Source organism: Luteithermobacter gelatinilyticus (genome assembly GCF_005849285.1).
In the GTDB taxonomy this organism is placed as follows: domain Bacteria; phylum Pseudomonadota; class Alphaproteobacteria; order Sphingomonadales; family Emcibacteraceae; genus Luteithermobacter; species Luteithermobacter gelatinilyticus.
In genome coordinates, this window is the sequence record NZ_CP040517.1 from 236,485 (window position 1) to 261,995 (window position 25,511).

The window sequence follows — 25,511 nt, forward strand, 5'->3', positions numbered from 1 at the left end:
TACAAAACCCCCTACAGAATTCCCGTTTCAGGCCCTGCAGCTGTATGGGCTGTCATATTGGGTGCCATGACGTTGAACTCACCGGCCCAGGCGGCTGAGGAGGAAGCGCTGGTGCTTGAAGAAATTGTTGTCACGGCACAACGACGGGCGCAGGGACTTCAGGAGGTGCCGATTGCGGTGTCCGCCTTCAGCGAAACCGAAATGGAAGCGCGGCAAATCACCGAAACGCTGGATATCATGGCCTATGTTCCCAATATGGTGGCGTCCAACAATACGGGGCTGGGCACCGCCAATACCTATTTTATGCGGGGGCTTGGCAACACGGAATCCATTGCCACCTTTGATCCGCCGATCGGAACCTATATCAACGATATTTATATTTCCCGTCAGAATGCCAATAACTTTTCCTTTTTTGACGTGGAACGGGTGGAAGTTCTGCGCGGGCCGCAGGGGACCCTGTTTGGCCGTAATACCACCGGTGGGGCGGTCAACATTATCCTGAAAAGGCCCGGTGAGGAAATGGCGGGATTTGCCGAGGCCGGATATGGCCGGTTTGACCGGGTCAGCTTTCGGGGCGCAGTGGACCTGCCGGTTAGCGATAAGGTGTTGACCAAATTTTCGGCCTATTATGTGGATGATGACGGTTTTGTCGATAATGTCACCACCGGTGAAACCCTGAATGATGAAACCTCCTGGGGGCTGTATGGGGCGGCCCGGATTCTGATCAGTGAAAATGCCACCTGGGATGCGTCCGTCAGTTACATGGATAGTAACAAGGCCAGCATCCTGAACTTTGTGGATCCGGACACCGGTGATCGAGTGTCGCGGACGGGACTGTCCAGTGCGGGGACCGGCCTTGATCTGGTGCGCGGGCCGAAAAATGACCTGCCTTTGGGCAACCGCACGGACACGCTCATCCTGACGTCCAGCCTGCAACTGGATTATGAGGGCGTCAATATCGAGTTCCTGACCGGTTATGTGGACCTGCATCAGGATTTTCTGTTGGATTTTCTTGATGGTCCCGTCTCCTATGGCGGATTTACCATCGTCAATATCGGGGATCATGAGCAGTTCTCCCAGGAAATCAAACTGAACGGCACATTGGGTGGCGACAAACTGGATTACGTTGTGGGGTTGTATTATCTGGATGAAAACAATGTGGTGGATTTTGCCGATATTTTTGATGTCGGGTTCCCGCTGGTGCTTGCAGATCGGATTTTGTCAAATTCCACAGAGGCCTGGGCGGCTTACGGGCAGTTCGATTATCACCTGAGCGAACAACTGACGGCCACGGCTGGGGTTCGGTACACGGATGAGGACAAGACTATCGGTTATGTGGACAACCGCGGCGGCGGGCTGACAACGGAAGCCATGGTTGCGGCGGGAATTCCAGTGCGGCAGAATGCCAAGGTCTGGACCCCGCGTTTTGTTCTAGATTACAGCTTTGATGAAGATATCAGCGTTTTCGTTTCGGCCACACGTGGCTTTAAATCCGGCGGGTGGAATGCCCGCGGTACAACGGCCGTCGCCAACACGCCGTTTGACCCGGAAAAGATCTGGTCTTATGAGGCGGGTCTGCGTTCCGAACTTTTGGACAGAAGGCTGCGTCTGAATGTCACGGCATTTTATTCGGATATTTCCGAACTCCAGGTCGTGTCCGGCGTGGACGTCGGCGGGGGCAATATCCAGTTCCTGACGGATAACTTTGCCGATATGGACGTCAAGGGGGTCGAAGCGGAACTTTACTGGCTAGTGGCCGAAGGATTGTCCATCTATTCCACTGTGGGACTGATGGATGCAGAATATACCAATATTGACCCCAGTGTACTGGCCCAGCAGGCGGCATGTCAGGCCGGAGATGTGGCCAGCTGTAACCGGGGTATCGTCAATCCACGCGGTGATATTTCAGAACCCAGCCGGACCCCGGATGTGACGCTGAATCTGGGGTTTACCTATGAGGTGCCGGTCAACGCTCTGAAGGGCCGAATCATCAGCACCGCCAATATGCGGTATATGTCAGAACATTTTGTGAATACCTCCAACCCGGATGTCGGGTTGGTGGACAACCGGCTGCTTTTTAATGGTGGAATCAGCTATGTGACGGATGATGACCGATGGACCGTTTCCGCGGAATGTCGGAACTGTTTCGGCGAGGAATATGTGCATACCGTATTGATCGTTCCTTACCTCAATGATCCGGCGACCTGGTCTCTGCGTGTCAAATATAAATTCGGGGATGATTGAGACGAGGCTTTCGCAGGATCCGGGGGCGGCGCCACGTCGCCCCCTTTTTTGTAACAAGCGGATGATCTGATAAGGGGCGATGTCAATGATTTCAGAAATGACCCGGCATTATGTGAGTGTGAACGGCCTTCGCATTCATTATCGGAAAGCCGGGCGGGGGCGACCGGTTATCTTGTTCCACCAATCGCCCCGCTCCTCAGCCGAATATGAGGACCTGATTCAGGAATGGTCGCGAGAGTTTCTTCTCATCGCCCCGGATACACCCGGTTGTGGATATTCCGATCCGCTGCCGCTGGAAGATCCCGATATGATGGATTTTGCCAAGGTTATGGCGGATTTCGTCAGGGCGTTGGACCTGGGCAAGGTCGGGCTCTATGGTTTTCATACGGGCGCTTCGCTGGCCTGCTGTGTTGCCGGCCTTCTACCGGAGCGGATTGCCATGGCGGTGGCGCATGGGCTGGCCAAATTCCGGCCCGATGAGAGAGCGGATCTTCTGGCACGTTATCTGCCCCCGTTCAGGCCGCAATGGGACGGCGGACATCTGGCCTGGCTCTGGGCGCGTTTCCGGGAACAGGCGACCTTTTTTCCGTGGTACAGGCGAGAGAATGAAACCCGGCTACGCATGTCTATGTATGATGCGGACAAGATGGCGGCACAGGTGAATGATTTCCTTTTGTCCGGCGATGAATATCGCAAGGCTTATGCCGCCGCTTTTTCCTTTAATCCCGATGCGGTTCTGGGCGATATGAAAGCGCCGATAAAAATCCTGGGCGCACCGCCGGACCCGTTGTTCATTCATTTGGACCGGCTTGAGGGATATTCCGACTGCTGTGAACTTATCGCCTATGAAAGCCCGCAACAAGCCAGGGAGGGGACCTTTGAGCTTTTGAAACAAGCCGAGTATGGCGACCCGACACCAAAGACGGCCTTGGCAGAGGGGCCGGAAAGTTCTGGAAAGGGGTTTGTTTATAGCGGGGGGGTGCGGCTGCATTACCGCAAATCGGGCGAGGACAGGCGGCAGCCGCCTGTGGTTCTGCTGCATGATCTGACGGAGAATACCGCCGCCCGGGAGGAGATAGTCAACGCGCTTGGCAAAACAAGAACGGTGATCGCCCTTGACCTGCCGGGGCATGGTGGTTCGGCCCCATTACCCACAGATGATCGCCGGCCTGTGGAAACCTGTGCGGATCTGTTGTTGGGCGCAATCTCTTCCCTAACGGGGGAAGCTGTGGAACTGTTGACCTATGGGATCTCGGCCATGATCGGGCACAGGATGCGCTGTTGCTCCGAACGCATCCTGAAACATACGGCTCTGGGTTTCCTGGTGCCCGCTGCTGACATGCTGGAGGACTTCGGGAAAAGTTTTCTGCCGGATCTGTCCCGCAATCCGTGGGGCGGACATCTTATGTCTGCCTGGTATTGCGTAAGAAACCGGCATCTGTTCTGGCCCTGGTATCAACAGCAAGCGGAAAATATTATTCCGATCACCTCGGATTTCCAGGCATCAAAATTACATAACTTTTTTGTGGCGTTGTGGCAGGTCGAGGAAAAGACGGCTCAATGTCTGTTTGAGGACATTCTGAATCGGCTCAGGACGGACGGAGTGCCGGCCTTTGAAGGGGAGAACATGGCCTGGCTTCCGGGTTGGGCAAAAGACAGCAAGCTTGTACACCTGCCCGACGGACAAGTGAAATTCTATGGGGCGGGGTCGGAGCCTCTGATCCCTGAAGCGTAGAGTTGTCTTCGGAAAGATGGGGCAAGCTGGGCTTGCCCCGCGGCGCCGTTTACGGTAATGGAAATGAGGATAAGGGGAGAAGAAAGCCTAGGTTCAATCGACATTCATACTTCACAAGATGTGTTTTATGTGATTCATAGGGTTTCACCTTTAATGTTGGAGCCCTTTTGATGTCGAAGCGCTATGAACTGACGACCACACAATGGAACCGGATCGCGCCGCTCTTGCCCGGCAAGGCGGGTGATCCCGGCCGTACCGCGGTCGATAACCGGCAATTTGTCAACGGGGTGCTGTGGGTGCTGCGCTCGGGGGCCCACTGGCACGATCTGCCGCCCCGCTACGGCAAGTGGAAAACTGTCCACAAGCGCTTCACGCGCTGGGCGAAGCGCGGGGTCTGGGACCGGATTTTCAATGACCTGGTGGAGGATCCCGACAATGATTATGTGATGCTGGATGCCACACTGGTCCGCGCCCATCAGCAGGCAGCGACCGGAAAAGGGGGGACCAAAATCAGGCTCTGGGGCGTTCCCGAGGAGGACTGACCACCAAAGTTCATATGGCGAGCGATGCCCTTGGGCGCCCCCTCCGGTTCATCCTGACACCGGGACAGCGGGGCGACATCACACAGGCTCCCGCCTTGCTTGACGGGTTGAGCGCCAGCCATGTACTGGCCGATAAAGCCTATGACAGCAATGCCCTGCGCCAGATCATCAGGGATATGGGGGCAGAGGCGGTGATCCCGTCAAACCGGACCAGAAAAATCGAGATCCCCTACGATAAAACCATCTATAAGGCGCGAAACGCCATCGAGCGAGCCTTCAACAAACTCAAACATTTCCGCCGCTTCGCAACCCGATATGATCGAAAAGCCTGCAACTTCCTCGCCTTCACCCTCCTCGCCGCATCAATCATATGGATGCGATGAATGTCGATTCGGCCTAGTGTGGTGAATTTGAAGTTCCTGTTATTGATTATGTTATATGACTTAGGAACTTCAAATTCAGAAACCACACTAGAGTCAAATAATTAACTAGTCTTCTTGTTGACTCTGAAATTCGAATAGCCTGCTACAAATATGATACGAATTTCAGAGTCAGAAGACTAGTCGTCCTGTTCGTGGAACGTGTTGACGATCTGGATATGATCGGCGGCATTATTGGCTTTGGCCATCTCATACATCAGACGGGCGTCCACCACCACGGCGATGGAGCCGTCTTCATTATACCCCACAAGCGGACCATGGGCGATGGCAAACATGGTGGTGCCATCCGGAGAATCCGGCTGGTGGATCGAGCCACTGGCTTCCAGAACGTAACTGCCCACACCGCCGCGGTCATCGTCCCCATAGCCGAACTCCCCTTCGGTTACATAGGCTTCGATGCCGCCGATATGATGATGTACCGGCGCTTCGATCCCGGGGTCCACTTTGAGCATGATGGTAAACCCGCCGGTCATTTCGTTGATGTTCAGCAGCTTGAAATAGGTCCCTTCCATAACCCAGTTGGTCCAGGGCAGTTTGTGAGTGTCCAAAAAAGCCTTGCGGTGCGGGATTAACGGTTTGATGGCGTTTTTATGGGATAATTGGGTTTGTTCTGACATGAAGTCTCCTTCCGTAAATTTGGCCGTAAATTTGGCCGTAAATTTGGCCTTAGATTTGGCCGTCGTGACCGGCCATAAGGTGATCATCGGAGGAAACTATAAAAGGACACTGGCCGGTCTCCTATGACGGAAACCACTCATTTTCCGGAAACAGGGTCATGCCGAAGGGGAGAGATGGAAAGCAAGACTGGTCCGGTTTCTGACACCCACTTTCTGGTATATGGACCGCAGATGGTTTTCCACCGTACGCACACTGATGCACAGGGTTTCGGAAATTGCCGTATTGGTGGCGCCCATGACCACCAGTGACGCAATATCCGTTTCCCGTTTCGACAGGCCGAAACGATCAATCGCACTGGCGGCAACGGCCGCAGGGGCCTTTTTGCAGGTTCTCAGCAGCAAACGCCGAGCGCCCGGATTGGTGGGTGGTCTGAGGGTTTCGACTTCTATTGTGATGTCGCCAATCTCCAAATGCGTTTTGGCCCGCCTGTTGGGGATAAGGGCTTCTTTTTCCTGATGCCGTCTCAGCATATCCCTCAGCGGTTCGCCGGGGATGATCCTGCCTTTCTGTGTTTCCTGAACACCGATCGCTGGTTTCAGATGGTTGTGTTCCAGATGAGTCCGGCCGGCGGGATTGGCAAAGATCACCTCATCATTCTCGTTCAGTATGACAAGGCCCTGTTCTGTTGGTTCTGTGCCGATGGCGGAAACAATCATGGTCTGATCGTCCAGGCGTTCCTTGAGATGCAGATTGTGAAAGGCCATGTACAGGCTGGGGCCCAGAAGGCTGATCTTCCGCGCGTCTGTTTCGGTGAACGGGCGGTGGCAATAACGATGCAGGCCGATAATGTATATCATGGAACTGTCAAGCGGCGTGGGAATGCCCAGCGCCAGCACCTGGTGAATGGAATTGGGGCGCAGAAATTCATTGTAATACTGCCCCCGCGAAAATTGTGACGGGTCGATGATATGGTCCAGCGTAAAGGTAAAACACTTGCTGCCATTCAGCCGGTTGCGCAGCCGGGTGGTGTTAAAGGCATGCGGCAGCACCGGGTCATCCGATTGAAAATTCCGGGCATAGCTGTGCAGGCAGGTTGGCTGAATGTTGCGGCTGATAAAATTGCCGGCCCGAATATGGTGGCCATCGTCTTTTTGTACAATACCGAAGATGGAGGTTTCCGCGCGCACCAGATCCGCAAGAGGCCCCAGAATATTGTGTTTGATATCACCATAGGTTGACGTGTCGGCGATCCGGTTGCTGGTCACGTGGAATTCGTCCAGCGAAAGCGTGTCAGAAAAAGCCATATGTTGAACTCCTAGCCTGAAGTACAGCCCGCCCTAGTGTGGTGAATTTGAAGTTCCTGTTATTGATTATGTCATACGACTTAGGAACTTCAAATTCAGAAACCACACTAGAGTCAAATAATTAACTAGTCTTCTTGTTGACTCTGAAATTCGAATAGCCTGCTACAAATATGATACGAATTTCAGAGTCAGAAGACTAGGGTCTGATTTTTGTTATCCGAGCCCGGCTGTCCGGTCTCCCTATATTTTGCGGCTCATGATAGCGGATTTCAGCAACAGAGAAAATGAGTGTTTTCCGCTATTGGCGCTGGGCCGCCGTTCCCTCATGATGGCGGCCGGTTTTAAAAAGACCGGCATATTGGGGGGAGGCAAAAACAAAAGGGTCCGGGGTGCCGCTGCCTGATCGGGGCGGCCATCGGGAAAACAGGGAGCTTACCATGAACAGACAGCATAAAATATATTCCGCAGTGGCCTTGGGGGCGTTGATGGGGGGTGGTATCGGGATTGGCGGCCTCGCTTTACCAGCTCAGGCAAATGAGGCGGAAGACGGGGCGGGAACGACACTGCTTTTGGAGGAAATTACCGTTACCGCCCAAAAACGTTCACAGAATTTACAGGATGTGGGTATTGCCGTCAGCGCCTTTTCCGGGGATCAGCTCAAATCACTGGGCATGGTGGATACGGCCGATATCGCTGCGCATACGCCGGGTCTGCTGTTCACCCAGCCCGGCGGGTCCCAGCTGATTGGCCTGCCGGCCATTCGCGGCGTCTCCCAGAATGATTTTGCCCCACATCAGGAAACCCCCAATGCGCTTTATGTGGATGAGGCCTATGTCAGCTTTGTGGCCGGAAATTCACAATATATGTTCGACGTGGAACGGGTCGAGGTTCTGAAAGGCCCGCAGGGCACCCTGTTTGGCCGCAACGCCACCGGGGGTCTCATTCATGTCATTTCCCGCAAACCCGGTGAGGAGCTTGAAGGATATGCGGATCTGACGGTCGGATCCTTTGACCAGATCCGGTTGGAAAGCGCCATTGGCGGGGCCTTGTCGGAAACAACGGCTTTTCGCGCCGCCGGCTTCTACAACACCCATGATGGTTATGTGAAAAACAGCATTGGCCGGGACAATTACGAAGACGACACCATCGCCGGAAGGCTGCAATTACAAGTCCAGCCCAGTGAAGATCTGGAAATCCTGCTGATCGGATCCGGCAACAAAACCGACGACATTGTTGTGGGCGGCGGCCAGTTTACCGGCGCCGGAAAGGATGACGACGGGCTGGGCATCACCATTTCGGGGCAACCAAGCCTGTTCGGCTATCTGGATACTGACGGCGATAATCATAAAGGCGCGTATGATATTGATGGCCGGATGAACAAGGAAAGCTATACGCTGACCGGCAAGCTCACCTATGATTTCGGCCTTTATACCCTGACGGCGATTTCCAGCTATACGGATTTTGAGTTTGACTATTTTGAAGATAATGACCTGACCCCGGACCCGATTTCCATGTTCAGCATGGACCAGAAATCGGAACAGTTTTCCCAGGAGCTGCGGATCAACGGCGCGCATGAGAAACTGAAATGGGTGGCGGGGGCCTATTATCTGAGCATCGAAAGTGACAATACCAGTTCCTTTGATCTTCTAGCCTTTGGGGCGGATCAAAACAATGTCTTCGCGCTGTCCACCACGTCTTGGGCGCTGTTTGGGCAGGTGGAATATGATCTGAGCTCTGAACTGACGGTTATCGGTGGTTTCCGCTGGTCCGAAGAAGACAAGGATTATACCTTCAGTTCGGCCTGTGTTGACAATGTCCCGACATTGGTTCCTGTGGGCTGCGCTGGCGCCTTTCCGGCACTTGCGGGCACCATCAACGATATCGGCACATTTAACGGGAAAATCGACAAGGGCGATTGGTCCGGCAAGGCGGAAATCGACTGGCGCCCCCATGAAGACCTTCTGGTGTATGCCAGCGTCACCCGTGGCACCAAGGCCGGCGGCTTTAATGCGCCGCTGGACGGCCTGTTGACCGCCGAGCAGATGGCCTTCGACAGTGAAATTCTCACCTCCTATGAGATGGGGATCAAATCCACCTTCTGGGATGGTCGGGCCCGGTTTAATGCCGCCGCCTTTTATTATGATTATGGCAACTATCAGTCCTTCGACATGCGCGGGTTCACCCAGGTGATCGCCAACAGCGATGCGGAAATTTATGGCCTGGATGCGGAGGTGGTCGTACAACCTGGATATGGTCTTTCCCTGATGGCCGGACTCAGCCTGCTGGACGCCACCGTAAAGGATACGCCGCTGCCCTCCGGACGCCTTACCGACACCGAACCGCCCCAGGCGCCAAGCTTTTCGGCCAACGGGCTGATTGCCAAGGACTGGGACATGACAACGGGCCTCATCCGTGCCCAGTTTGATTTTAGCTATGTAGGCGACTATCAGGTCGGGGTCGCCAATGCGGAAGTGACCGCCATTGACAGCTATTTTCTGGGCAATGCCCGGATCAGTTATGTGGACGGGGAGGATCGGTTTGAAATCGCCCTGTTCGCCAAGAATGTTTTCAACAATGACATCCGGGTCTATGCCTATGACATTTCCAATCTGGGATTTGGGGAAAATGTCTATCTGCCGCCCCGGTGGTTTGGCGGCCAGTTTATTGTCCGCTTCTGATCTGTTGTTACGGGAGAGTTTGCAGATGCAAAGATTTAACAGAAAGCGGGCGCTGGTGACCGGCGGCGCTTCCGGTATCGGGCGCGAAACAGCACGCCAGCTTGCGGCCGAAGGCTGCCGGGTGGTCATTGCCGACGTGAATGAAACCGGCGCCCGCGCTGTGGCCGAAGAAGTGGGGCCGAGTTGTTCGGCCATTGTCCTGGATGTGAGTCGCGAGGAGGCCTGGCAGGCGGCAATGGATCATGTGCGTGAACGTCTGGGAGGGCTGGATATCCTTGTGAACTGCGCCGGTATCGGGGTTGCAGACCCCTTTGAGGACATGGCGTTGGACAGCTGGAACGCCATGTTGGCGGTCAACCTGACCGGGGTGGTGTTGGGCTGTCAGCACGCCATCCGAATCATGAAGGACAACATAACGCCGGCGGCCATTGTGAATATTTCCTCGGTGGGCGGTCTTGTGGGCGGTGAGGATATCGCCGGATATTGCGCCACCAAAGGCGGGGTAACGCTGCTGACCCGCTCGCTGGCTCTGTATTGTGCTGGCAAGGACTACCCGATCCGCTGCAACAGCGTGCACCCCACTTATGTGGATACGGAAATGCTGGATCCGGTGGCCGCCGCTTTCCCGTCACGGGAGGAAATGATCGCCCTCATGGCCGCGCAGGTTCCCCTGGGACGGGTGGCCACGCCGGCTGATGTGGCTGCCGCCATTTTGTTTCTGGCGTCTGAAGAGGCGGCCATGGTCAACGGCCATCAGATGTTGGTGGACGGGGGACAACTTGCAGGTCTTCCCGCCCAACACACAGTTTAATCAGGAAAGAGCATATCATGGAGCAGGTAACAGGACGGGTGGCCGGGAAGGTTGCCCTGGTCACGGGGGGAGCGTCGGGTCTGGGTTATGCAATTGTCCGCCGGCTGATTGAGGAAGGCGCCACAACCATCATGACCGATATTCAGGAAGGGATGGGACAAAAGGCCGCCAGTGGGCTCGGGGCAGGATTCGTGCCCCAGGATGTGTCCGATGAGCAACAATGGCGGGATATTTTGAAGGCGGTTTTTGATCAGTATGGCCGTCTGGATATTCTGGTGAATAATGCCGGGATCAGCGGTCCCTTGACTCATTCCGATCCAGAAACCACCCGTCTTGAAGACTGGCGCAAAATTCAGGAAGTGAACGCCCAGGGGGTTTTTCTGGGGTGCAAACATGCGCTTGGGTATATGCGCCGGTCCGGGGGCGGCTCGATCATTAATCTGTCTTCCATTGCGGCGCTAGTGGCGACCCCGTTTATCACGGCTTATGGGGCGAGCAAGGCGGCAGTGCGGCAATTGACCATGTCGGTGGCCATGCATGGCGCGACCACCGGGGCCCGAGTGCGTTGCAACAGCGTGCATCCCGGGCAGATCCGCACGCCCATGCTGGAAAACCTGTTTGAGGAAAGCGGGAAACTGATGGGCGTGGCGGCCGAAGAGGTGGAACAACAGTTTTTAAGCCGCATCCCACTGGGGGAATTCGGGGAGCCGGAGGACATTGCCCATATGGTGCTGTTTCTGGCGTCCGACGAGTCAAAACATATCACCGGCGGGCAGTTTGTCGTTGATGGCGGCATGCAGCTCAACGGATAAATTTCAACTCATAAGACAGGGAGAAGGCAATGCGACAGCCGTTGGGGTCCATGATGCAACTGGGATATATTGTTGAAAACCTGGAAGACAGCATGGATCACTGGTCCCGGTATCTGAACACCGGCCCCTTTACGGTGTTTGAGGACTTTCAGGTCAATGATCCCCTGTATCGGGGGCGACCGATGCAGGAAGAAAAGTTCCGTGTGGCCATGGCCTATACGGGCAACATGCTGATCGAACTGATCCAGCAGGTGGGTGCAGCCCCTTCGGTCTATCAGGAAGTGATCCGGCAACGGGGATACGGGTTCCATCACTGGGCCTATATCACCAAAAATTTTGACGACGAGGTGCGGAAATACCGGGATCGGGGCCTGGAGGTTTGTTTTTTCGGTTCGGTGCCGGTGGGTGCCCGTTTTGCCTACATCGACGCCACCGCCGAGGTGGGCAGCATGATCGAGATCATCGAACACGCTGTCTCAGTGGAAGCCTTTTTTAACAGTTTGTAGCGAATTGGCCGTCCCCACCCGGCCAGGCCGGGAAGGACGGAAAGGTTATATTTTCTTCAGCCGGTAGGCGAGTTGGGGCCGGGTAATGCCCAGGCTGCGGGCGGCGGCGGACAGATTGCCATCGGCTTTATCAACGGCGGCCTGTAGGATCTGCCGTTCCAGAACCTCGAGCGAGACATTCTGCTCAACGATATGATCTGCAATTTCCCGATAATTCTGGCCGGACATGCCGTATGCGCCCAGGCAGTCTTCCGCGGTTGCATTCAGGCTGCCGTCCCGGTTGAGACCAAGCATAGAAATGGAAAAATCCTCGCCACAGGTAAACAGATGGTTGAGGTCAATGGCTCCGTCATCGGGGGCCAGGATCACCCCGCGCTCCACTAGATTTTCCAGTTCCCGGATATTGCCGGGCCAATCATAATTGAGAAAACCGTCAATGGCGCGTGAGGTAAACCCCTTGATGCTTTTGCCGTATTTTTTGCTGTATTTCTGCAAGAAATGGTTCATGAGCAGGGGGATGTCCGCCTTGCGGTCCCTAAGCGGCGGAATATGAATAGGAAACACGTTCAGGCGGAAATACAGATCTTCGCGGAATCGCCCGGCTTTCACTTCACTTTTGAGATCCACATTGGTGGCGGCGATAACCCGAATATCAACATGGGTGGTTTTTTTGCTGCCGACCCGCTCGACCTGGTGTTCCTGCAACACTCGCAGTAGCTTCCCTTGGGCGGACAGCGACAGGGTGCCAATTTCATCCAGGAAAATGGTGCCGGTATCGGCGCGTTCAAAACGGCCCGGCCGGGATTCGATGGCACCTGTAAAGGCGCCTTTTTCTACGCCGAACAGCTCCGCCTCCAGAAGGTTTTCCGGAATGGCGGCGCAGTTGACGGCCACATATGGTTCCTTGGCCCTTTTGCTGATTTTCTGGAGGGTGCTGGCGAACATTTCCTTGCCCACCCCGCTTTCGCCGAGAAACAGCACCGTGGCGTCGGTTTCCGCCACTTTGCTTAACATATGGCAGGCCACGTTAAAGGCGGCGGACGCCCCCACCATGTCGGTGGACATAGCCCCCGACAGGGGGCTGCTTATCGGGACTTCTTCCGGCGCCATCACCCGATGGGACGGATTCTGGGCGGTGCGGATCGTTTGGGCGTTGGCAAAAGCCTGGGGCTGCATAAAGGCCAGATCCTCGTCAATATCATTCCATTCGGAAACGGGTTTGCCGATGATCCGGCAATGGCTGTGTCCCATGCCGCGACACTCGACCTCCTTGTAAAAAATGGGGCGCCCCATGAAGACGGACGTATAGCCACTGGCATAACCGATCTGCATCCAGCAAACCGGATCCGCCCCGATACCGTAACTTTCGATATGGGCTTCGTCCTCGATGCTGTCATGCCAGAGAAATTCGCCGTAATAATGGCCTTTTTCCGTATCAGCCTCAAGGCGCACGGGTTCGACATTGACGATGCCTTCCAGGGAATGCAGCTGCGGCCCGACGGCAAAAACGTCAAAAAAGTCTTCTCCGCCCCGCAGCTTGGCGGCCAGTTCCGCATCCTTGGCCCCGGATACATACCCCATGCGTGTCAGCAGCGCCCGCGCCTTGTCCACGCCCAAGGATTCGATCATCTCATTCCTAAGCGCACCAAGGGATGTAGCATGCAGCATCATCATACGCATGTCATCAAGCCAGATACGGCCTTCTTTGGGGGAAAATTTGAGGCGGGCTGACAGATCCTTGAAATCCGGCAGTTCGGGAATAAGTTCTATTTTGTCACTTAAATCTTCCAGCTGTCCCAAGGCGGTTTTGCCGGCATATTTCAGTGTCGTCGTCATACAAGGGCCTCCCTATTTATTATGTGCCCAGGATGATGGGGATCATGATCCGTATCATCCGATCGAGTATAACCGATCCTGTTATTTATATCCTAAATATTCACCAGCTTCATCTGATGATTTCGTCAAATGATCAGGCGAAAAACCGCTTTTTTTGATCATTTCAGAAAGTCGAAAAAACCGGAAATATTTGTTGGGATGACCTGATGACGGGGGGTCTGGCACATGAATTGTCCGGGCAACGCCTTGAAAGTTAACAAATAATTAATCATGGCGGGACAATCGAAGCTTTCAACCTGGCGAGGAGTCAGACCTTTTGGCACAGCCTTTGCAATTTACGTCAGGGCGCGCCGGTCTGACTAACAAAAATAATCGCCGGTAGCAGCAAAAAATATAGGGAGATCACAGAGTGTTTAGGCGCTTTAATGTGAAGACTCGGGGTTGGCCCGGGATCTGTTTATGTCTGTCTTTATTATTTCTCGGGGCCTGTGAAGCCAAACTGGATCTGTCCGGGGTGGAAGCCGAAAAGCAACGGACGACAACCCGCTATGACCAGTTTCTGGCGGCTGCCGCCAATGAGCGGGTTTCTGTCGTTGTCGGGATGCGGGGTGTCGTGTTGACGTCCTCTGATGCCGGGTATAGCTGGCAGCGACATATAATTTCCAGCACAACTGCCGTTCGCCATCCAGCCCTGATTGATGTGGAAGTCTGTCCGGACCGGACCTTTATCGCGCTGGACGCGGACCGGAAAATATGGTCTTCCGATGCTACGGGGGCGACATGGACGCCGGTAACGATTGAGACGACCGAGGAAGTCGTTGACCTTGCCTGTGATCCGGCGGGGAATTACTGGGTCGTGGGCAGTTTTTCTCTGATCCTCAAAAGCGCTGATCGTGGCGCCACATGGCAGGATCTGTCCATCGGCGAGGATGCCATGTTTTCCCGCATTCAGTTTCTCTCCTCTCAGGATGCGGTGATTACCGGTGAGTTCGGGGTGGTGTATGTGACGACGGACAGTGGGCAGTCGTGGGTCTCACGCGGGCCGGTACCCGGCGAATTCTATTCGGCAGCCAGTCATTTCAGGACCCCTGAGGAAGGCTGGGTCGGCGGCTTGCAGGGAGTAGTGTTTCATACTTCTGATGGCGGGCGGAACTGGTCCCGCCAGGCAACTGATACACTCTCTCCCCTCTATAACTTCCTGGAAGTTCAACAAAGTCTTTATGCGCTCGGCGATCAGGGAACCATCCTGAAATATGCGGATGGGCACTGGCAAAAAATGAATGCACCGGGGCTGGGATTCGGCTATCTGCGCGCGGGTCTGCCGGTGGGACCGGAACAGTTTGTCGTAGCGGGAGGCAATGGCCTGATCCGGCGTGTTCCATAACGGGATGGCCATAGAGAAACGGCCCCGTAAGCCCGGGCCACGCCACGATCCGGCCAGAACGGGTGCCCCCTCAAAATTCTCAAGACCACAGATAGGGATGTCATATGTCTAGGTTTACCCATTTCCTGAAAGATATCGACGATCATATTTTTGCGTATCCCAAGCTGATTCTTGGGCTGCTGCTGGCGATCACGGTCTTTTTTGCGGTCCAGATTCCGGCCGTGAAAATGTATTCCGATTTCGCCGACCTGCTGCCCCAGGAACATCCCTATATTCAGCTGCATAATGATATCCGCGACAATTTCGGCGGGGCCAATGTGGTGGTGGTCGGCATCGAGGTGGAAGAGGGGACTATCTTTACCAATGAAACGCTGGCCCTAATCCATCGCCTGACCCAGGCGGTGGATAATCTGCCGGGCATTAACCACAACCTGGTTTCAAGTCTGACCCACCGGACCACGCGCAAGGTCTGGCTGTCGGAAGAAGGCTCGGTGCTTTCGGAACCTTATTATGATCCGACCAAAAAGCCGGTTCTGAACGCAGTGGAACTGGAAGAGCTTAAAACGGCGGTATTGGCCAATCCGCGGGTTTACGGCCTGATGGTCTCCCCGGATCTGAAATCCGCCCTGATCAAGGGCCAGTTGAATGAAGGGGCCCTGGATTATGAGAAAACCTTTGAACAAATTCAGCAGTTTCGTGACCGTGAACAGATGGACGGGGTGAAAATTCATGTCACCGGCCAGCCGGTGCTGGTGGGGTGGGTTTATACTTATATTCCGCAGATTGTTCAGATCTTCCTGTTTACCATTCTGTTCATGTTTGTGTTGCTGGTGGTGTATTTCCGGCGCCTGTACGGGGTGTTGATCCCGATGATCGGGATTGCCATTTCCTCCATCTGGGGCATCGGGATCCTGTCCTTGCTGGGGTATAATCTGGATCCGCTGACCCTGGTGATTCCGTTTCTGATTTCGGCCCGCGCCATGTCGCACGGCATTCAGCTGGTGGAGAGGTATTACGGGGAGCTGGCGCTGGAAGGCAACAGCCGGACCGCTGCCCGCAAGACCTTCGACAGTCTGTTTCGTCCGGGATCCCTGGGCGTGGTGTCCGATGCGGTGGGGTTGCTGCTGATTTCCCTGGGTTCTATCCCCATCAATACCAAATTGTCCTATTATGCGTCCCTGTGGGCCATATGCGTCATTCTCAATGTGTTGTTGATGGTGCCCTTGCTGCTGTCAGTACTGCCGCAGCCGCGCAACATCAACATCAAACACGGTTGGATCCAGAAGCTTCTGTCCAGGATCGGTTTTGTGGTGTCTGCGCGCGCCGGGGCCGTCGGTATTCTGGGAGTGGCGGTGTTGTGTTTCCTGATCGGCGGGTATGGCAGTTCATTTGTCCAGATCGGCGAATCCGAGCCGGGCAGTCCGCTGCTTTATCCCGATCATGACTACAACTTGTCCTCCAAGGCGATCAATACAAGTTTCCCAGGGTCCGAGGAACTCTATATTGTTGCCAGAACCCAGGAAAAGGGCGGCCTGAAAAATCCTGATGTGATAAGGGCCCTTGAGGATTTTCAGGCCCATATGCTGAATGATCCGGAACTGGGCGGGGCCAAGGGACTGCCGGATCTGGTCAAGCAGATGAATCGCCTGCTGCACAACAATGATCCCCGGTACAGCCAGGTGCCCCATGAGGATTATTATGTGGGCGGGTTGATGTTCGCCTATATGGCCTCAAGCCCGATCCCCGGCGCCCTCAAGGAATTTGTCAATCCCGAAGAAACGGACGCCAATATGGTCTTTTTCTACAAGGACCACCAAGGGGGTACGATCCGGCGCGCCATTCATATGGTGAAGGACTGGATCGCGGAAAAAGGCGATGCGGTGGAAGGGTTAAGCTTCCATCTTGCCGGGGGCATCATCGGCGTGACGGCGGCCATTAATGAAGCGGTTTTTGAGACCAACCGGATCGTCATCCCGCTTGTGCTGGGACTGATTTTCCTGTTCGTCACCTTCTTTTACGGCTCGCTTCATGCCGGCTGGCTCATGTTCCTGGCGATGTCTTTCGCCACCATTTTAAGCTACGGCTATATGGGGGCCATGAAGATTGGCATCAATGTGAACACGGTCCCGATCATTGCGGTCGGGATCGGGGTTGGCATCGACTATTCCATTTACATTATGGATCGTATCCGTGAGGAAATGCTGCGCTGCCGGTCCCTTCAGGAAGCGGTCATCCGGGCCATCAGCACCACGGGACTTGCGGTCTGCGTGACGGCTGGGGCGCTGATCCTGGGGGTGGTCATGTGGGTGTTCCTGTCGGATCTGCGCTTCCAGTCGGATGCGGCGTTGTTGCTGGTGATGATGCTGATCTTCAATATGGTGGCGGCCCTGTTTGTGGTGCCCAGCTGGATCACTCTCTTCAAACCCAAATTTATCACCGACATTGAATTGGTGGACGGCGTGATTGCCGAACGGGCCGCTGTGGAGACGGCGGAATAGAAAACTGAACAGAAGGGGGAGCTGTATCAGGATGAATTGTCTGTTGATCTTTTTTTGCAAAGTGGGAGGACCTGAATGAATACAACATATCGAAAATGGCAAAAGTGGGGGGGTGTGGCGCTGGCGTCAACCTTGTCCCTGATTGGCGCCACCGGGGCCGGGGCGTATACGTCTGCGGATGGCACCTTCGAACTCTATGGTTTTGTGGAAAACGCCACTTTTCTGCGCAAGGACCGGGGATTATCAAAGTTCCGCAATACCGTGCAGTTGGAAATGAGCAAACAGTTCAATACCGGGGACTTCTTTTCCAGCCTGTCGCTCAATGCCACGCTTCGGGCCTCCTATGACGGGGTTTATGATCTTAATAGCGATGAGTTCGGCAGTGATGCCGGCGGTCCCATCATGCTGGAAAGCACCTTCAGCGGCGGCCCGTCCGCCGTACCCCATGGCGGGGGCATCGTTTCTACGGGGCTGGCGTTTTTCGGGTTTGATACGGCGGCCAATCCCAATGACGGGTTGATGGTTCTGGGCAGCGACACCCATGAAACGGCCGGCGGTGTTGCCTTCGGGGTGCCGGTGCGGCCCTGTGATGTGGACAATCGCGGCTGCCTCGCCGGATATATGGATGCGTCCCTGGATGAATTGCGGTTTCCCGAATTCAACGACCGTCTGGATTTTCTGCGGGAATTTTATCTGGACGGCAACATTCCCTTCGATAATGGCAATGAGCTGAACATCCGGCTGGGCCGCCAGCAGGTGGTCTGGGGACGGACCGATCTGTTCCGGGTGCTGGATGTAATCAACCCGGTGGATTATTCCCGTCACAATATTTATGACGAACTGGAAGACATTCGTATCCCCCAGTGGATGCTGGCGATGGAATATCGCATGGGAGCCACAGGTGGGTTTGAAGACCTGAATCTGAGCCTGGTCTGGAATTTTGATAAATTCCGGCCCAGTAATCTGGGACAGGCCGGCACGCCGTATCAGATCCTGGGTGCGGGAAGTTTCTTCCGCGGCATGAAAAACTGCTGGGACAACGGCTGTACCGTGGCCAATTTCGCTGGCCTGCCTGTGCCGGATACCACGGGGCTTGCGGCCACCGACTTTCCGGCCGGTTCCATCGGCATCCGTCAGGTCAATCTGCCGGAATGGGAACTGGATAACACCCAGCTCGGCGTCAAGGTGGAAGGGGTACTGAGCGGGGTCGGTTTCTCGCTGAATTATCTGACTTATCTGAGCCAGCTGCCGTCCCTGCATGGGGGGGCGGTGGGCCCCGAAGCGTTCAATGCCTTTACCGGGGAAGTCCGGCAATGGCCCTATCTGATCGCGTTCGATATTGAATTTCCACGCATTCACCTGTTTGGCGGATCGCTGGATCTGTATATGGACAGCATCAAATCGGTCTTCCGGATTGAAGCAGCCTATACCACCGGTGAAGAATTTGCCAACACCCTGCGGCCCGAGCTGTTTTCCGAATCCGATGTGCTGCGGTACGTCATCGGCTGGGACCGGGACACCTTCATCCCATTCCTGAACGAGGACAAGGCCTTCCTGCTGTCAGCGCAGATTTTCGGTCAGCATATTCTGGATCATGAACTGGAAGAGACGGCGGGGTCTCTGGCCGGTGTGCCGGGATTTGGCAAGGCAGGGATTCCGGACTGGAAAGACAACTGGATTGCCACCTTCCTGATCAAGGGCTGGTGGAACCAGAACCGGCTCAGCCCACAGATCATCGCCGCGTATGACTTCCGGGCTCAGACCGCCGTGCTGGCGCCCTCTGTGGACTGGCTGATCGACGACAACTGGCGTCTGATTGTCGGGGCAAATTTCAAATTCGGGGCCGGTGCCAAGTCCTTTGATGATTGCCGTAGCTGTAACCCCTGGCCGCCTTTTACGGCAAGCCCGCTTCATGCGGACCCGACCCAACCGGGATCTGTGGGGCTTTCCGGGTTCGAACCTCTGGGCCGGTTCCGCGCCGGTCCCATCGGCATGGCCGAAGCAGAGGACGAGATTCAGATCACGTTGCGGTATCGCTTCTGACCGGCATTTCCCGGACATGACAATTGATTAGGTGAAAGGATGACAACATGAAACGAAAAGTCATGAAAAGAACAGCACTAACGGCCGTTGCGGCATTAAGCCTCGGACTGGGGGCCGTGAACGCTCCGGCGGCGGATATGAAGGATGTGGAAAACAGTTTCTATCCCTATAAAAACGGGGTGCCCACCTATGAGGGGCTTGAAGCCGGCATGACCATCACCCAGGCCAATGTGGAACAGTTCAAGGAAGTCCTTGATGAAGGCATGTATGAATTCATCAAGCGCGGCTGGACCGAAATGAAGGTGGGGGAAACCTTCGCCCTGACATTGAACCAGGGGTATATTGACGCCACCGTTGCGGGTCTGAACAAGGTCAGCCTGGGCGACAGTCCCGGGCAGATCAACGGCTATGTGGCGGGCCGGCCCTTTCCCGAGGAGCCGGAGCTCAACGACCCGCGCGCGGGGGAGAAACTGGCCTGGAATTATAAATATGGCTATAACTGGGGCGACAATGCTGCAATTTATCCCTTTTACTGGAAATTTCGCGATCTCAAATCCGGGAAGATTGAACGGACCATCAAGTTCAATTTCCATTTTCTTAATTTGAAGCACCGGGTTGTCAATGATCCGAAACCGGACCTGCCGAATAATCCGGGGGAACTGTTCCGGGCCATTTACGTGCAGGCGCTGGAGCCGTTCGATGTGCGCAATACCCAGCTTCTGATTCATCGTTATGAAGATGATCTGAAACGGGATGATGCCTGGCTGTATCTGGGCTTCCAGCGCCGGGTACGCCGCCTGTCCAGCGGCCAGACCACGGATTCCTTCTTGGGATCTGACCTGATGATTGAGGATTTCGAAGGCTATAACGGCCGGATTTCGGACATGAAATGGACCTATAAGGGCACCAAAAATATCCTGTTGCCGTTCTACAAACATAACGAGCTGACCCTGAGCGAAGATCATAAGGAAAGCGACGGTTATCAGTTTGTGGAATTTGGCGGTCAGGGCGGGTGTTTCCCCAACATCACCTGGCAGTTGCGCAAGGTGTATATCCTGGAATCCCAACCGGTGGATCCCAACCACCCGATCAGCAAGCGGGTGCATTATGTGGATGCGGAAACCTTTACCCTGCCGAGGACGGTAATCTATGACCGCAAGGGGGATTTGTGGAAAACCTTTGTGATCGGTCAGGCACATCCGGATTACCACCTGCCGAAAAACAAAGGCAGCGGCGTGTCCATCGACGACAGCTTCATGATGCTGGACGTGCAGGGCGAACACTGCACCACCGGCCAGTTTAAGGGACAGGTGGACCCGGCGCTCAATCCGCGCAGCAAGTTTACCGTACAAAATCTGCGTGTGACCGGGAAATAAACCGTTTGGGCCGGATGGGGGTGCTCATCCGGCCGTTATTTTCAACAGGAGAAGAGCCATGCCCGAGCCAGCCGACGTCAAAGTCTATTTCAATTTCCGCAGTCCCTATTGTTATCTGGTGTCAAAGTCTCTTTTTGCGGTTTTTGAAGATTATCACACCCGACTGGTGTGGCGTCCCTTGGGCGGATGGTCGGGACGGTCCAGCCCCGAACGGGCCAAGGTCAAGATCCCCATTACCCGCCAGGATGTGGAACGTCATACCCGGAAGCTGGGCATTCCTTTTACACCACCGCCGCTGGAAACAGACCCGACGCTTGCGGCCATGGTCTCGCTGGCGGCGGAGCAGGAAGGGCTGCTCAAACCCTATGTGATCGAGGTGATGCGCAAGGAATGGGCCGAAGGCCGTAACATTGGCGAAATCGAGGTATTGATGGAAGTGGGCGAGGAAATCGGTCTGGGGCGCGGCGTGATCCAGCGGGCATCCCAGAATTCGGACTATGCCGCAATCCTTGAACGGAACTGGCAGGAGGCGCAGGCGGACCACGTTATGGGGGTGCCGTCCTTTGTGGTGGGGGATCAGGTGTTCTGGGGCAATGACCGGGTGCATTTTTTGCGCGATCATCTGCATGAGCTGAGACTGCGGCGGATATAGGGGGCGCCAATGTTCAGGCTTTTTCACCGCCCGGATTGTCCGTTCTGCTGGAAAGTCAGAATCGCTCTTTATGAGCTGAACCTGCCTTTTCAGGAAACCTTGGTGACGTTGGGGGAAAAACATCCTGAGGTTCTGGCGCTTAATCCCAATGGCACGGTGCCCGTATTGATCACAGATGACGGGACCGTGTTATGGGAGTCCGCCGCCATACTGGAATATCTGGTGGATCATGTGCAGGACAACGGGGCGGCCCAGACCCTGCTTGTCGGGAGTGCTGCCGAAAAAGCCGAAATTCGTCAGATCCATATTTTTTCAGATAATCACTTGGGCAAGGCGGTGTTTCCGTTGATCCGCCACCGACGGGAAAATCCTGGCCGGGAGGCGGACCCGCACATCTTTGAACGGGCCCGGCTGGCTTGGCATGAAAATCTGGGTGTTCTGGAAAAAGCGCTGCGGCATCGCCCGTTTTTTGGCGGGGAGACATTTTCGTGTGCCGATTGTGCCTTGGTCCCGCGGGTGACGCTTGCGGAAGTCTACGGATTGCCCTTTGCCAAGGAAATGCCACAGCTCAAAACATGGTATGCGCGTGTCGGCTCACGTCCGTCGGTGCAGGCGGCGCGACCGGCCCGTTTTCCGGGGATTGACGATTTCATAAAACCTGTTTCCGGGAAAATTTGATGATTTGATCAATCAGAGCCACGAGGGTGCGGTGCTTCTCTATGGTAGGAAAAAATAAATCAATAAAATCAATTAATTGGATTTGTTTATAGAGATTTTTCAAGACTGGCACGCTCTTTGCTGAGGCAAGGAGCAGGGAAGCAAAACAAAAAACTGGGAGACCATGATGGGTAGTTTGCCCTTTGAGGAGAGAGACCGCCTCATTGACTATGAGAAAACCGCCAGGATCACCGGCATCCGTAAGGGTCGCTTTATCGAATTTGATTATACGGTGGGCGCCCCTGAGCTGACCGTTGAGCTGGTCATGCCTCTTTCTGCTTTCCGGGAGTTTTGTGACCTGAACCATGTGCATACGGTGACAACGGAAGCCACTATTCGCAAAGACTATGAGCAACTGATCTGGCGCGAAAGCCACGGCGGAAATGTGTTCCTGTCGAGATAAGGAGACTTCATGTGAGCTTAGATATTAAAACCAATGTCATTGAACCCCGCCGGCAGACCTATGCCCATGTGGCGCAGCGGCTGGGGGCGGACAAGCCGGCCAGTCGGTATCAGGAGGCTACCTGGGATGTGCAGGCGACGGCAAATTTTCATTACCGGCCCACCTGGGCGCCGGAGCGGGAACTGTATGATGTCCGCCTGACCGCCATCCAGATGGACGACTGGTATCGGTTCAATGATCCGCGCCAGTTTTATTACGGCACCTATACTATGGCCCGGAACAAAATGATGGAAACCGAAGAGGCCAATTTCAAATTTGTTGAAAAACGCGGCCTTCTGGACCAGATGGATGATAACTGGAAGGAAAAAGTCGCATTTTTCCTGTTGCCGCTGCGCCATTATGAATGGGGCGGCAACATGAATGGCTGCAATGCTTCCGACAAATCTTACGGTACGGCGATCAACCAGGTTCTTCTTTATGCGGGCATGGATCGTCTGGGCATCGCCCAGATCATCAGCCGGATCGGGCTGCTGTTGGACGGCAATTCCGGCGACAGTCTGACGGCCGCCAAAACCTTCTGGATGGAGGATGAACGTTGGCAGCCTTTGCGCCGGCTGGTGGAGGACAGCCTGGTGATCGACGACTGGTTTGAGCAGGCCGTGGCCCAGTTTTTCTGTATGGACGGCGTGGTTTTCCCGCTGGTCTATGATCATTTCGATCAGGAAAATGCACGCCACGGCGGCGCGGCCTTGTCCATGCTGAATGAGTTCATGATCGACTGGTACGCCGATGAAATGAAATGGGTTGACCGGCTCTTGAAGGTCACCGCGGCGGAAAATGCGGCGAATGCCGAACTTCTGACAAGCTGGGTTCAGACGTGGGGCGAACGGGCGCTGGAAGCCGCGCGGCCTCTCGCCTTTCATGTCCTGGGCGACAGAGCGGAAACTGTCCTTGAAGACATCAAAGCGGCGCTGCACACCCGTGCGCGCAAAGTCGGCCTTGCCCCTTGGGGAGATTCACAATGAGCAGAACTGTATCCATTACCTTGCAGAATAACGACGACGCCCGCCCGATTATCGAGGCCATTGAAGAGGATAACCCCGACGCCACGGTCAACGTTTACCCGGCTATGGTCAAGATCGACTGTGCTGGTCGTCTGATCGTCCGCCAGTCCACGGTGGAGGAAAAACTCGGTCGGGACTGGGATGTACAGGAACTTCATCTCAGCGTCATCAGCCTGGCGGGCAATGTGGATGAAGAGGATGAATATCTGGAATTGAGCTGGGGGTAAAGCCGTCCAGCCGCCGCCTCACCGGAAACATGCCGGAGATATAGGGAATTTACGGAGATAAATATGACACAGAAAAAGGCGAAAAAACTCGGTCTCAAACAGCGTTACGCCCTGATGACCCGCGGGCTGGACTGGGAAACCACCTATCAGCCCATGGACAAGGTCTATCCCTATGACACCTATGAGGGCATCATCATTAATGATTGGGACGCTTGGGAGGATCCGTTCCGCCTGACCATGGACGCCTACTGGAAATTTCAGTCGGAAAAAGAACGCAAACTCTATGCGGTGATTGACAGCTTTGCCCAGAATAACGGCCATCTGGGCATTACCGATGCCCGGTATGTTAATGCCATCAAGTTGTTTCTGACCGGGGTCTCTCCCCTGGAATATCAAGCGTCCCGGGGCTTTACCCATGTGGGTCGGCATTTTCGCGGTGCCGGCGCCCGGGTCGCCTGCCAGATGCAGGCGATTGATGAACTGCGCCATGTGCAGACCCAGATCCACGCCATGAGTCATTACAATAAATTTTTTGATGGCATGCACAGCGGGCCGTATATGCATGACCGGGTGTGGTATCTGTCTGTGCCCAAATCCTTCTTTGATGATGCCCGCACGGCAGGGCCGTTCGAATTCCTGACCGCCATTTCCTTCAGTTTTGAATATGTGCTGACCAATCTTTTGTTTGTGCCGTTCATGTCCGGGGCGGCCTATAACGGCGATATGGCCACGGTGACCTTCGGCTTTTCGGCCCAGTCCGATGAAGCGCGGCACATGACATTGGGGCTGGAGATCATCAAATTCATGCTGGAACAGGATGAACGCAACATCCCCATTGTCCAGCGCTGGATCGACAAATGGTTCTGGCGCGGCACACGTTTGCTGGCGCTGGTGGGCATGATGATGGATTATATGCTGCCCAAACGCATCATGTCCTGGAAAGAAGCCTGGGAGATTTATTTTGTTGAAGCTGGCGGCGCCCTGTTTGAGGATCTGTCCCGGTACGGCATCAAACCCCCCAAATTTGCCGAACTCGCCACCCGTGAGGCGGAACATATCAGCCATCAGGCCTGGGGTATTTTTTACAACTACACCCATGCCGCCGGATTCCATACCTGGATCCCTACGGATGAAGAACTCGACTGGCTGTCCGAAAAATATCCCAACACCTTTGACCGCTATTACCGGCCGCGATTTGAATACTGGCGGGAACAGGAAAAGGCCGGCAAGCGGTTCTACAACAATACCCTGCCGATGTTGTGTCAGGTCTGCCAGATTCCGATGGGCTTTACCGAAATGGATGACCCCGGCACCATTTCGTTCCGCAGTTCCACCTATAAGGGGGAAACCTATCACAGCTGTTCGGATGGCTGTAAGGAGATTTTCGACCATGAGCCGGAAAAATATGTGCAGGCCTGGTTGCCGGTGCATCAGATTTACCAGGGCAACTGTGGCGGCGCCGATATCGAGGATGTGTTGAAGTGGTATCACCTCAATCTGGGCGCCGACAATCTGGATTATAACGGCTCGCCGGAACAGAAGCTCTGGGAAGAATGGCAGGCCGCGCGGGTCAGAGCCGCCGGGTGAACGGAACCCGGGACGAGATTTGAACGCCGGGGGA

The 25,511-nt window shown here is 55.0% G+C and carries 19 protein-coding genes and 1 pseudogene; 17 read left to right on the top strand and 3 right to left on the bottom strand.

Annotated elements, in window-relative coordinates:
• Positions 1–66 precede the first annotated feature (66 nt).
• The 3 genes and pseudogenes from FE788_RS01090 (at position 67) to FE788_RS01100 (ending at position 4,904) form a co-directional block, all read left to right on the top strand.
• Entirely contained in the window at positions 67–2,244 is a 2,178-nt protein-coding gene (locus FE788_RS01090; protein WP_168190207.1) for a TonB-dependent receptor, read from the top strand.
• 85 nt (positions 2,245–2,329) lie between these two features.
• Complete coding sequence (locus FE788_RS01095) at positions 2,330–3,979, top strand: alpha/beta fold hydrolase (protein ID WP_168190208.1); 1,650 nt, start codon at positions 2,330–2,332, stop codon at positions 3,977–3,979.
• Positions 3,980–4,149: 170 nt separating this feature from the next.
• Positions 4,150–4,904: pseudogene (locus FE788_RS01100) on the top strand (IS5 family transposase).
• A gap of 176 nt (positions 4,905–5,080) precedes the next feature.
• Here the strand turns inward: FE788_RS01100 and FE788_RS01105 are convergent.
• Positions 5,081–5,578 carry a 2,4'-dihydroxyacetophenone dioxygenase family protein gene (locus FE788_RS01105; RefSeq protein WP_138378908.1) on the bottom strand — a complete coding sequence of 166 codons (498 nt, stop codon included), beginning with the start codon at positions 5,576–5,578 and terminating at the stop codon, positions 5,081–5,083.
• A gap of 156 nt (positions 5,579–5,734) precedes the next feature.
• Positions 5,735–6,883 (bottom strand): helix-turn-helix transcriptional regulator, encoded by a 1,149-nt coding sequence (locus tag FE788_RS01110; protein WP_138378909.1) that lies wholly within the window; start codon positions 6,881–6,883, stop codon positions 5,735–5,737.
• Between the two features lie 437 nt (positions 6,884–7,320).
• Here FE788_RS01110 and FE788_RS01115 point away from each other — a divergent pair, with 437 nt between their 5' ends.
• Genes FE788_RS01115 through FE788_RS01130 form a run of 4 tightly spaced genes read left to right on the top strand, consistent with a single transcriptional unit; the run spans position 7,321 to position 11,690 of the window.
• Positions 7,321–9,561 (top strand): TonB-dependent receptor, encoded by a 2,241-nt coding sequence (locus tag FE788_RS01115; protein WP_138378910.1) that lies wholly within the window; start codon positions 7,321–7,323, stop codon positions 9,559–9,561.
• Between the two features lie 25 nt (positions 9,562–9,586).
• Positions 9,587–10,372, top strand: a complete 786-nt coding sequence (locus tag FE788_RS01120) for an SDR family NAD(P)-dependent oxidoreductase (protein WP_138378911.1) — start codon at positions 9,587–9,589, stop codon at positions 10,370–10,372.
• 17 nt (positions 10,373–10,389) lie between these two features.
• A complete protein-coding gene (locus FE788_RS01125; RefSeq protein ID WP_138378912.1) occupies positions 10,390–11,184 on the top strand; it encodes a glucose 1-dehydrogenase in 795 nt (264 codons plus the stop codon).
• A 29-nt stretch (positions 11,185–11,213) separates the two neighbouring features.
• Positions 11,214–11,690 carry a VOC family protein gene (locus tag FE788_RS01130; RefSeq protein ID WP_138378913.1) on the top strand — a complete coding sequence of 159 codons (477 nt, stop codon included), beginning with the start codon at positions 11,214–11,216 and terminating at the stop codon, positions 11,688–11,690.
• Between the two features lie 45 nt (positions 11,691–11,735).
• On the opposite strand, the gene FE788_RS01135 is transcribed toward FE788_RS01130, so the two are convergent.
• Positions 11,736–13,526 carry a sigma-54-dependent Fis family transcriptional regulator gene (locus tag FE788_RS01135; RefSeq protein WP_210414075.1) on the bottom strand — a complete coding sequence of 597 codons (1,791 nt, stop codon included), beginning with the start codon at positions 13,524–13,526 and terminating at the stop codon, positions 11,736–11,738.
• A 409-nt stretch (positions 13,527–13,935) separates the two neighbouring features.
• Between FE788_RS01135 and FE788_RS01140 the strand changes: the two genes are divergently transcribed.
• The 10 genes from FE788_RS01140 (at position 13,936) to FE788_RS01185 (ending at position 25,477) form a co-directional block, all read left to right on the top strand.
• On the top strand, positions 13,936–14,910 hold the full coding sequence (locus tag FE788_RS01140) for a WD40/YVTN/BNR-like repeat-containing protein (protein WP_138378914.1): 975 nt from the start codon (positions 13,936–13,938) through the stop codon (positions 14,908–14,910).
• Positions 14,911–15,014: 104 nt separating this feature from the next.
• A complete protein-coding gene (locus FE788_RS01145) occupies positions 15,015–17,408 on the top strand; it encodes an efflux RND transporter permease subunit (RefSeq protein WP_138378915.1) in 2,394 nt (797 codons plus the stop codon).
• A gap of 75 nt (positions 17,409–17,483) precedes the next feature.
• A complete protein-coding gene (locus FE788_RS01150; RefSeq protein WP_138378916.1) occupies positions 17,484–19,451 on the top strand; it encodes a DUF1302 domain-containing protein in 1,968 nt (655 codons plus the stop codon).
• Positions 19,452–19,498: 47 nt separating this feature from the next.
• A complete protein-coding gene (locus tag FE788_RS01155) occupies positions 19,499–20,827 on the top strand; it encodes a DUF1329 domain-containing protein (RefSeq protein ID WP_210414076.1) in 1,329 nt (442 codons plus the stop codon).
• Between the two features lie 58 nt (positions 20,828–20,885).
• Positions 20,886–21,479 (top strand): 2-hydroxychromene-2-carboxylate isomerase, encoded by a 594-nt coding sequence (locus FE788_RS01160; protein ID WP_138378917.1) that lies wholly within the window; start codon positions 20,886–20,888, stop codon positions 21,477–21,479.
• A gap of 9 nt (positions 21,480–21,488) precedes the next feature.
• The gene (locus tag FE788_RS01165) at positions 21,489–22,157 is read left to right on the top strand and encodes a glutathione S-transferase family protein (RefSeq protein ID WP_138378918.1); all 669 of its coding nucleotides are present in this window, start codon (positions 21,489–21,491) and stop codon (positions 22,155–22,157) included.
• A gap of 163 nt (positions 22,158–22,320) precedes the next feature.
• Positions 22,321–22,599, top strand: coding sequence for a phenol hydroxylase subunit (locus FE788_RS01170; protein WP_138378919.1), 279 nt, complete (start codon positions 22,321–22,323; stop codon positions 22,597–22,599).
• An 11-nt stretch (positions 22,600–22,610) separates the two neighbouring features.
• Positions 22,611–23,624, top strand: a complete 1,014-nt coding sequence (locus FE788_RS01175; RefSeq protein WP_138378920.1) for an aromatic/alkene monooxygenase hydroxylase subunit beta — start codon at positions 22,611–22,613, stop codon at positions 23,622–23,624.
• Positions 23,621–23,890, top strand: coding sequence for an MmoB/DmpM family protein (locus FE788_RS01180; RefSeq protein WP_138378921.1), 270 nt, complete (start codon positions 23,621–23,623; stop codon positions 23,888–23,890). The genes FE788_RS01175 and FE788_RS01180 overlap by 4 nt, the downstream gene beginning before the upstream one ends.
• Positions 23,891–23,953: 63 nt before the next feature.
• Positions 23,954–25,477 carry an aromatic/alkene/methane monooxygenase hydroxylase/oxygenase subunit alpha gene (locus tag FE788_RS01185; protein ID WP_138378922.1) on the top strand — a complete coding sequence of 508 codons (1,524 nt, stop codon included), beginning with the start codon at positions 23,954–23,956 and terminating at the stop codon, positions 25,475–25,477.
• Positions 25,478–25,511 lie beyond the last annotated feature (34 nt).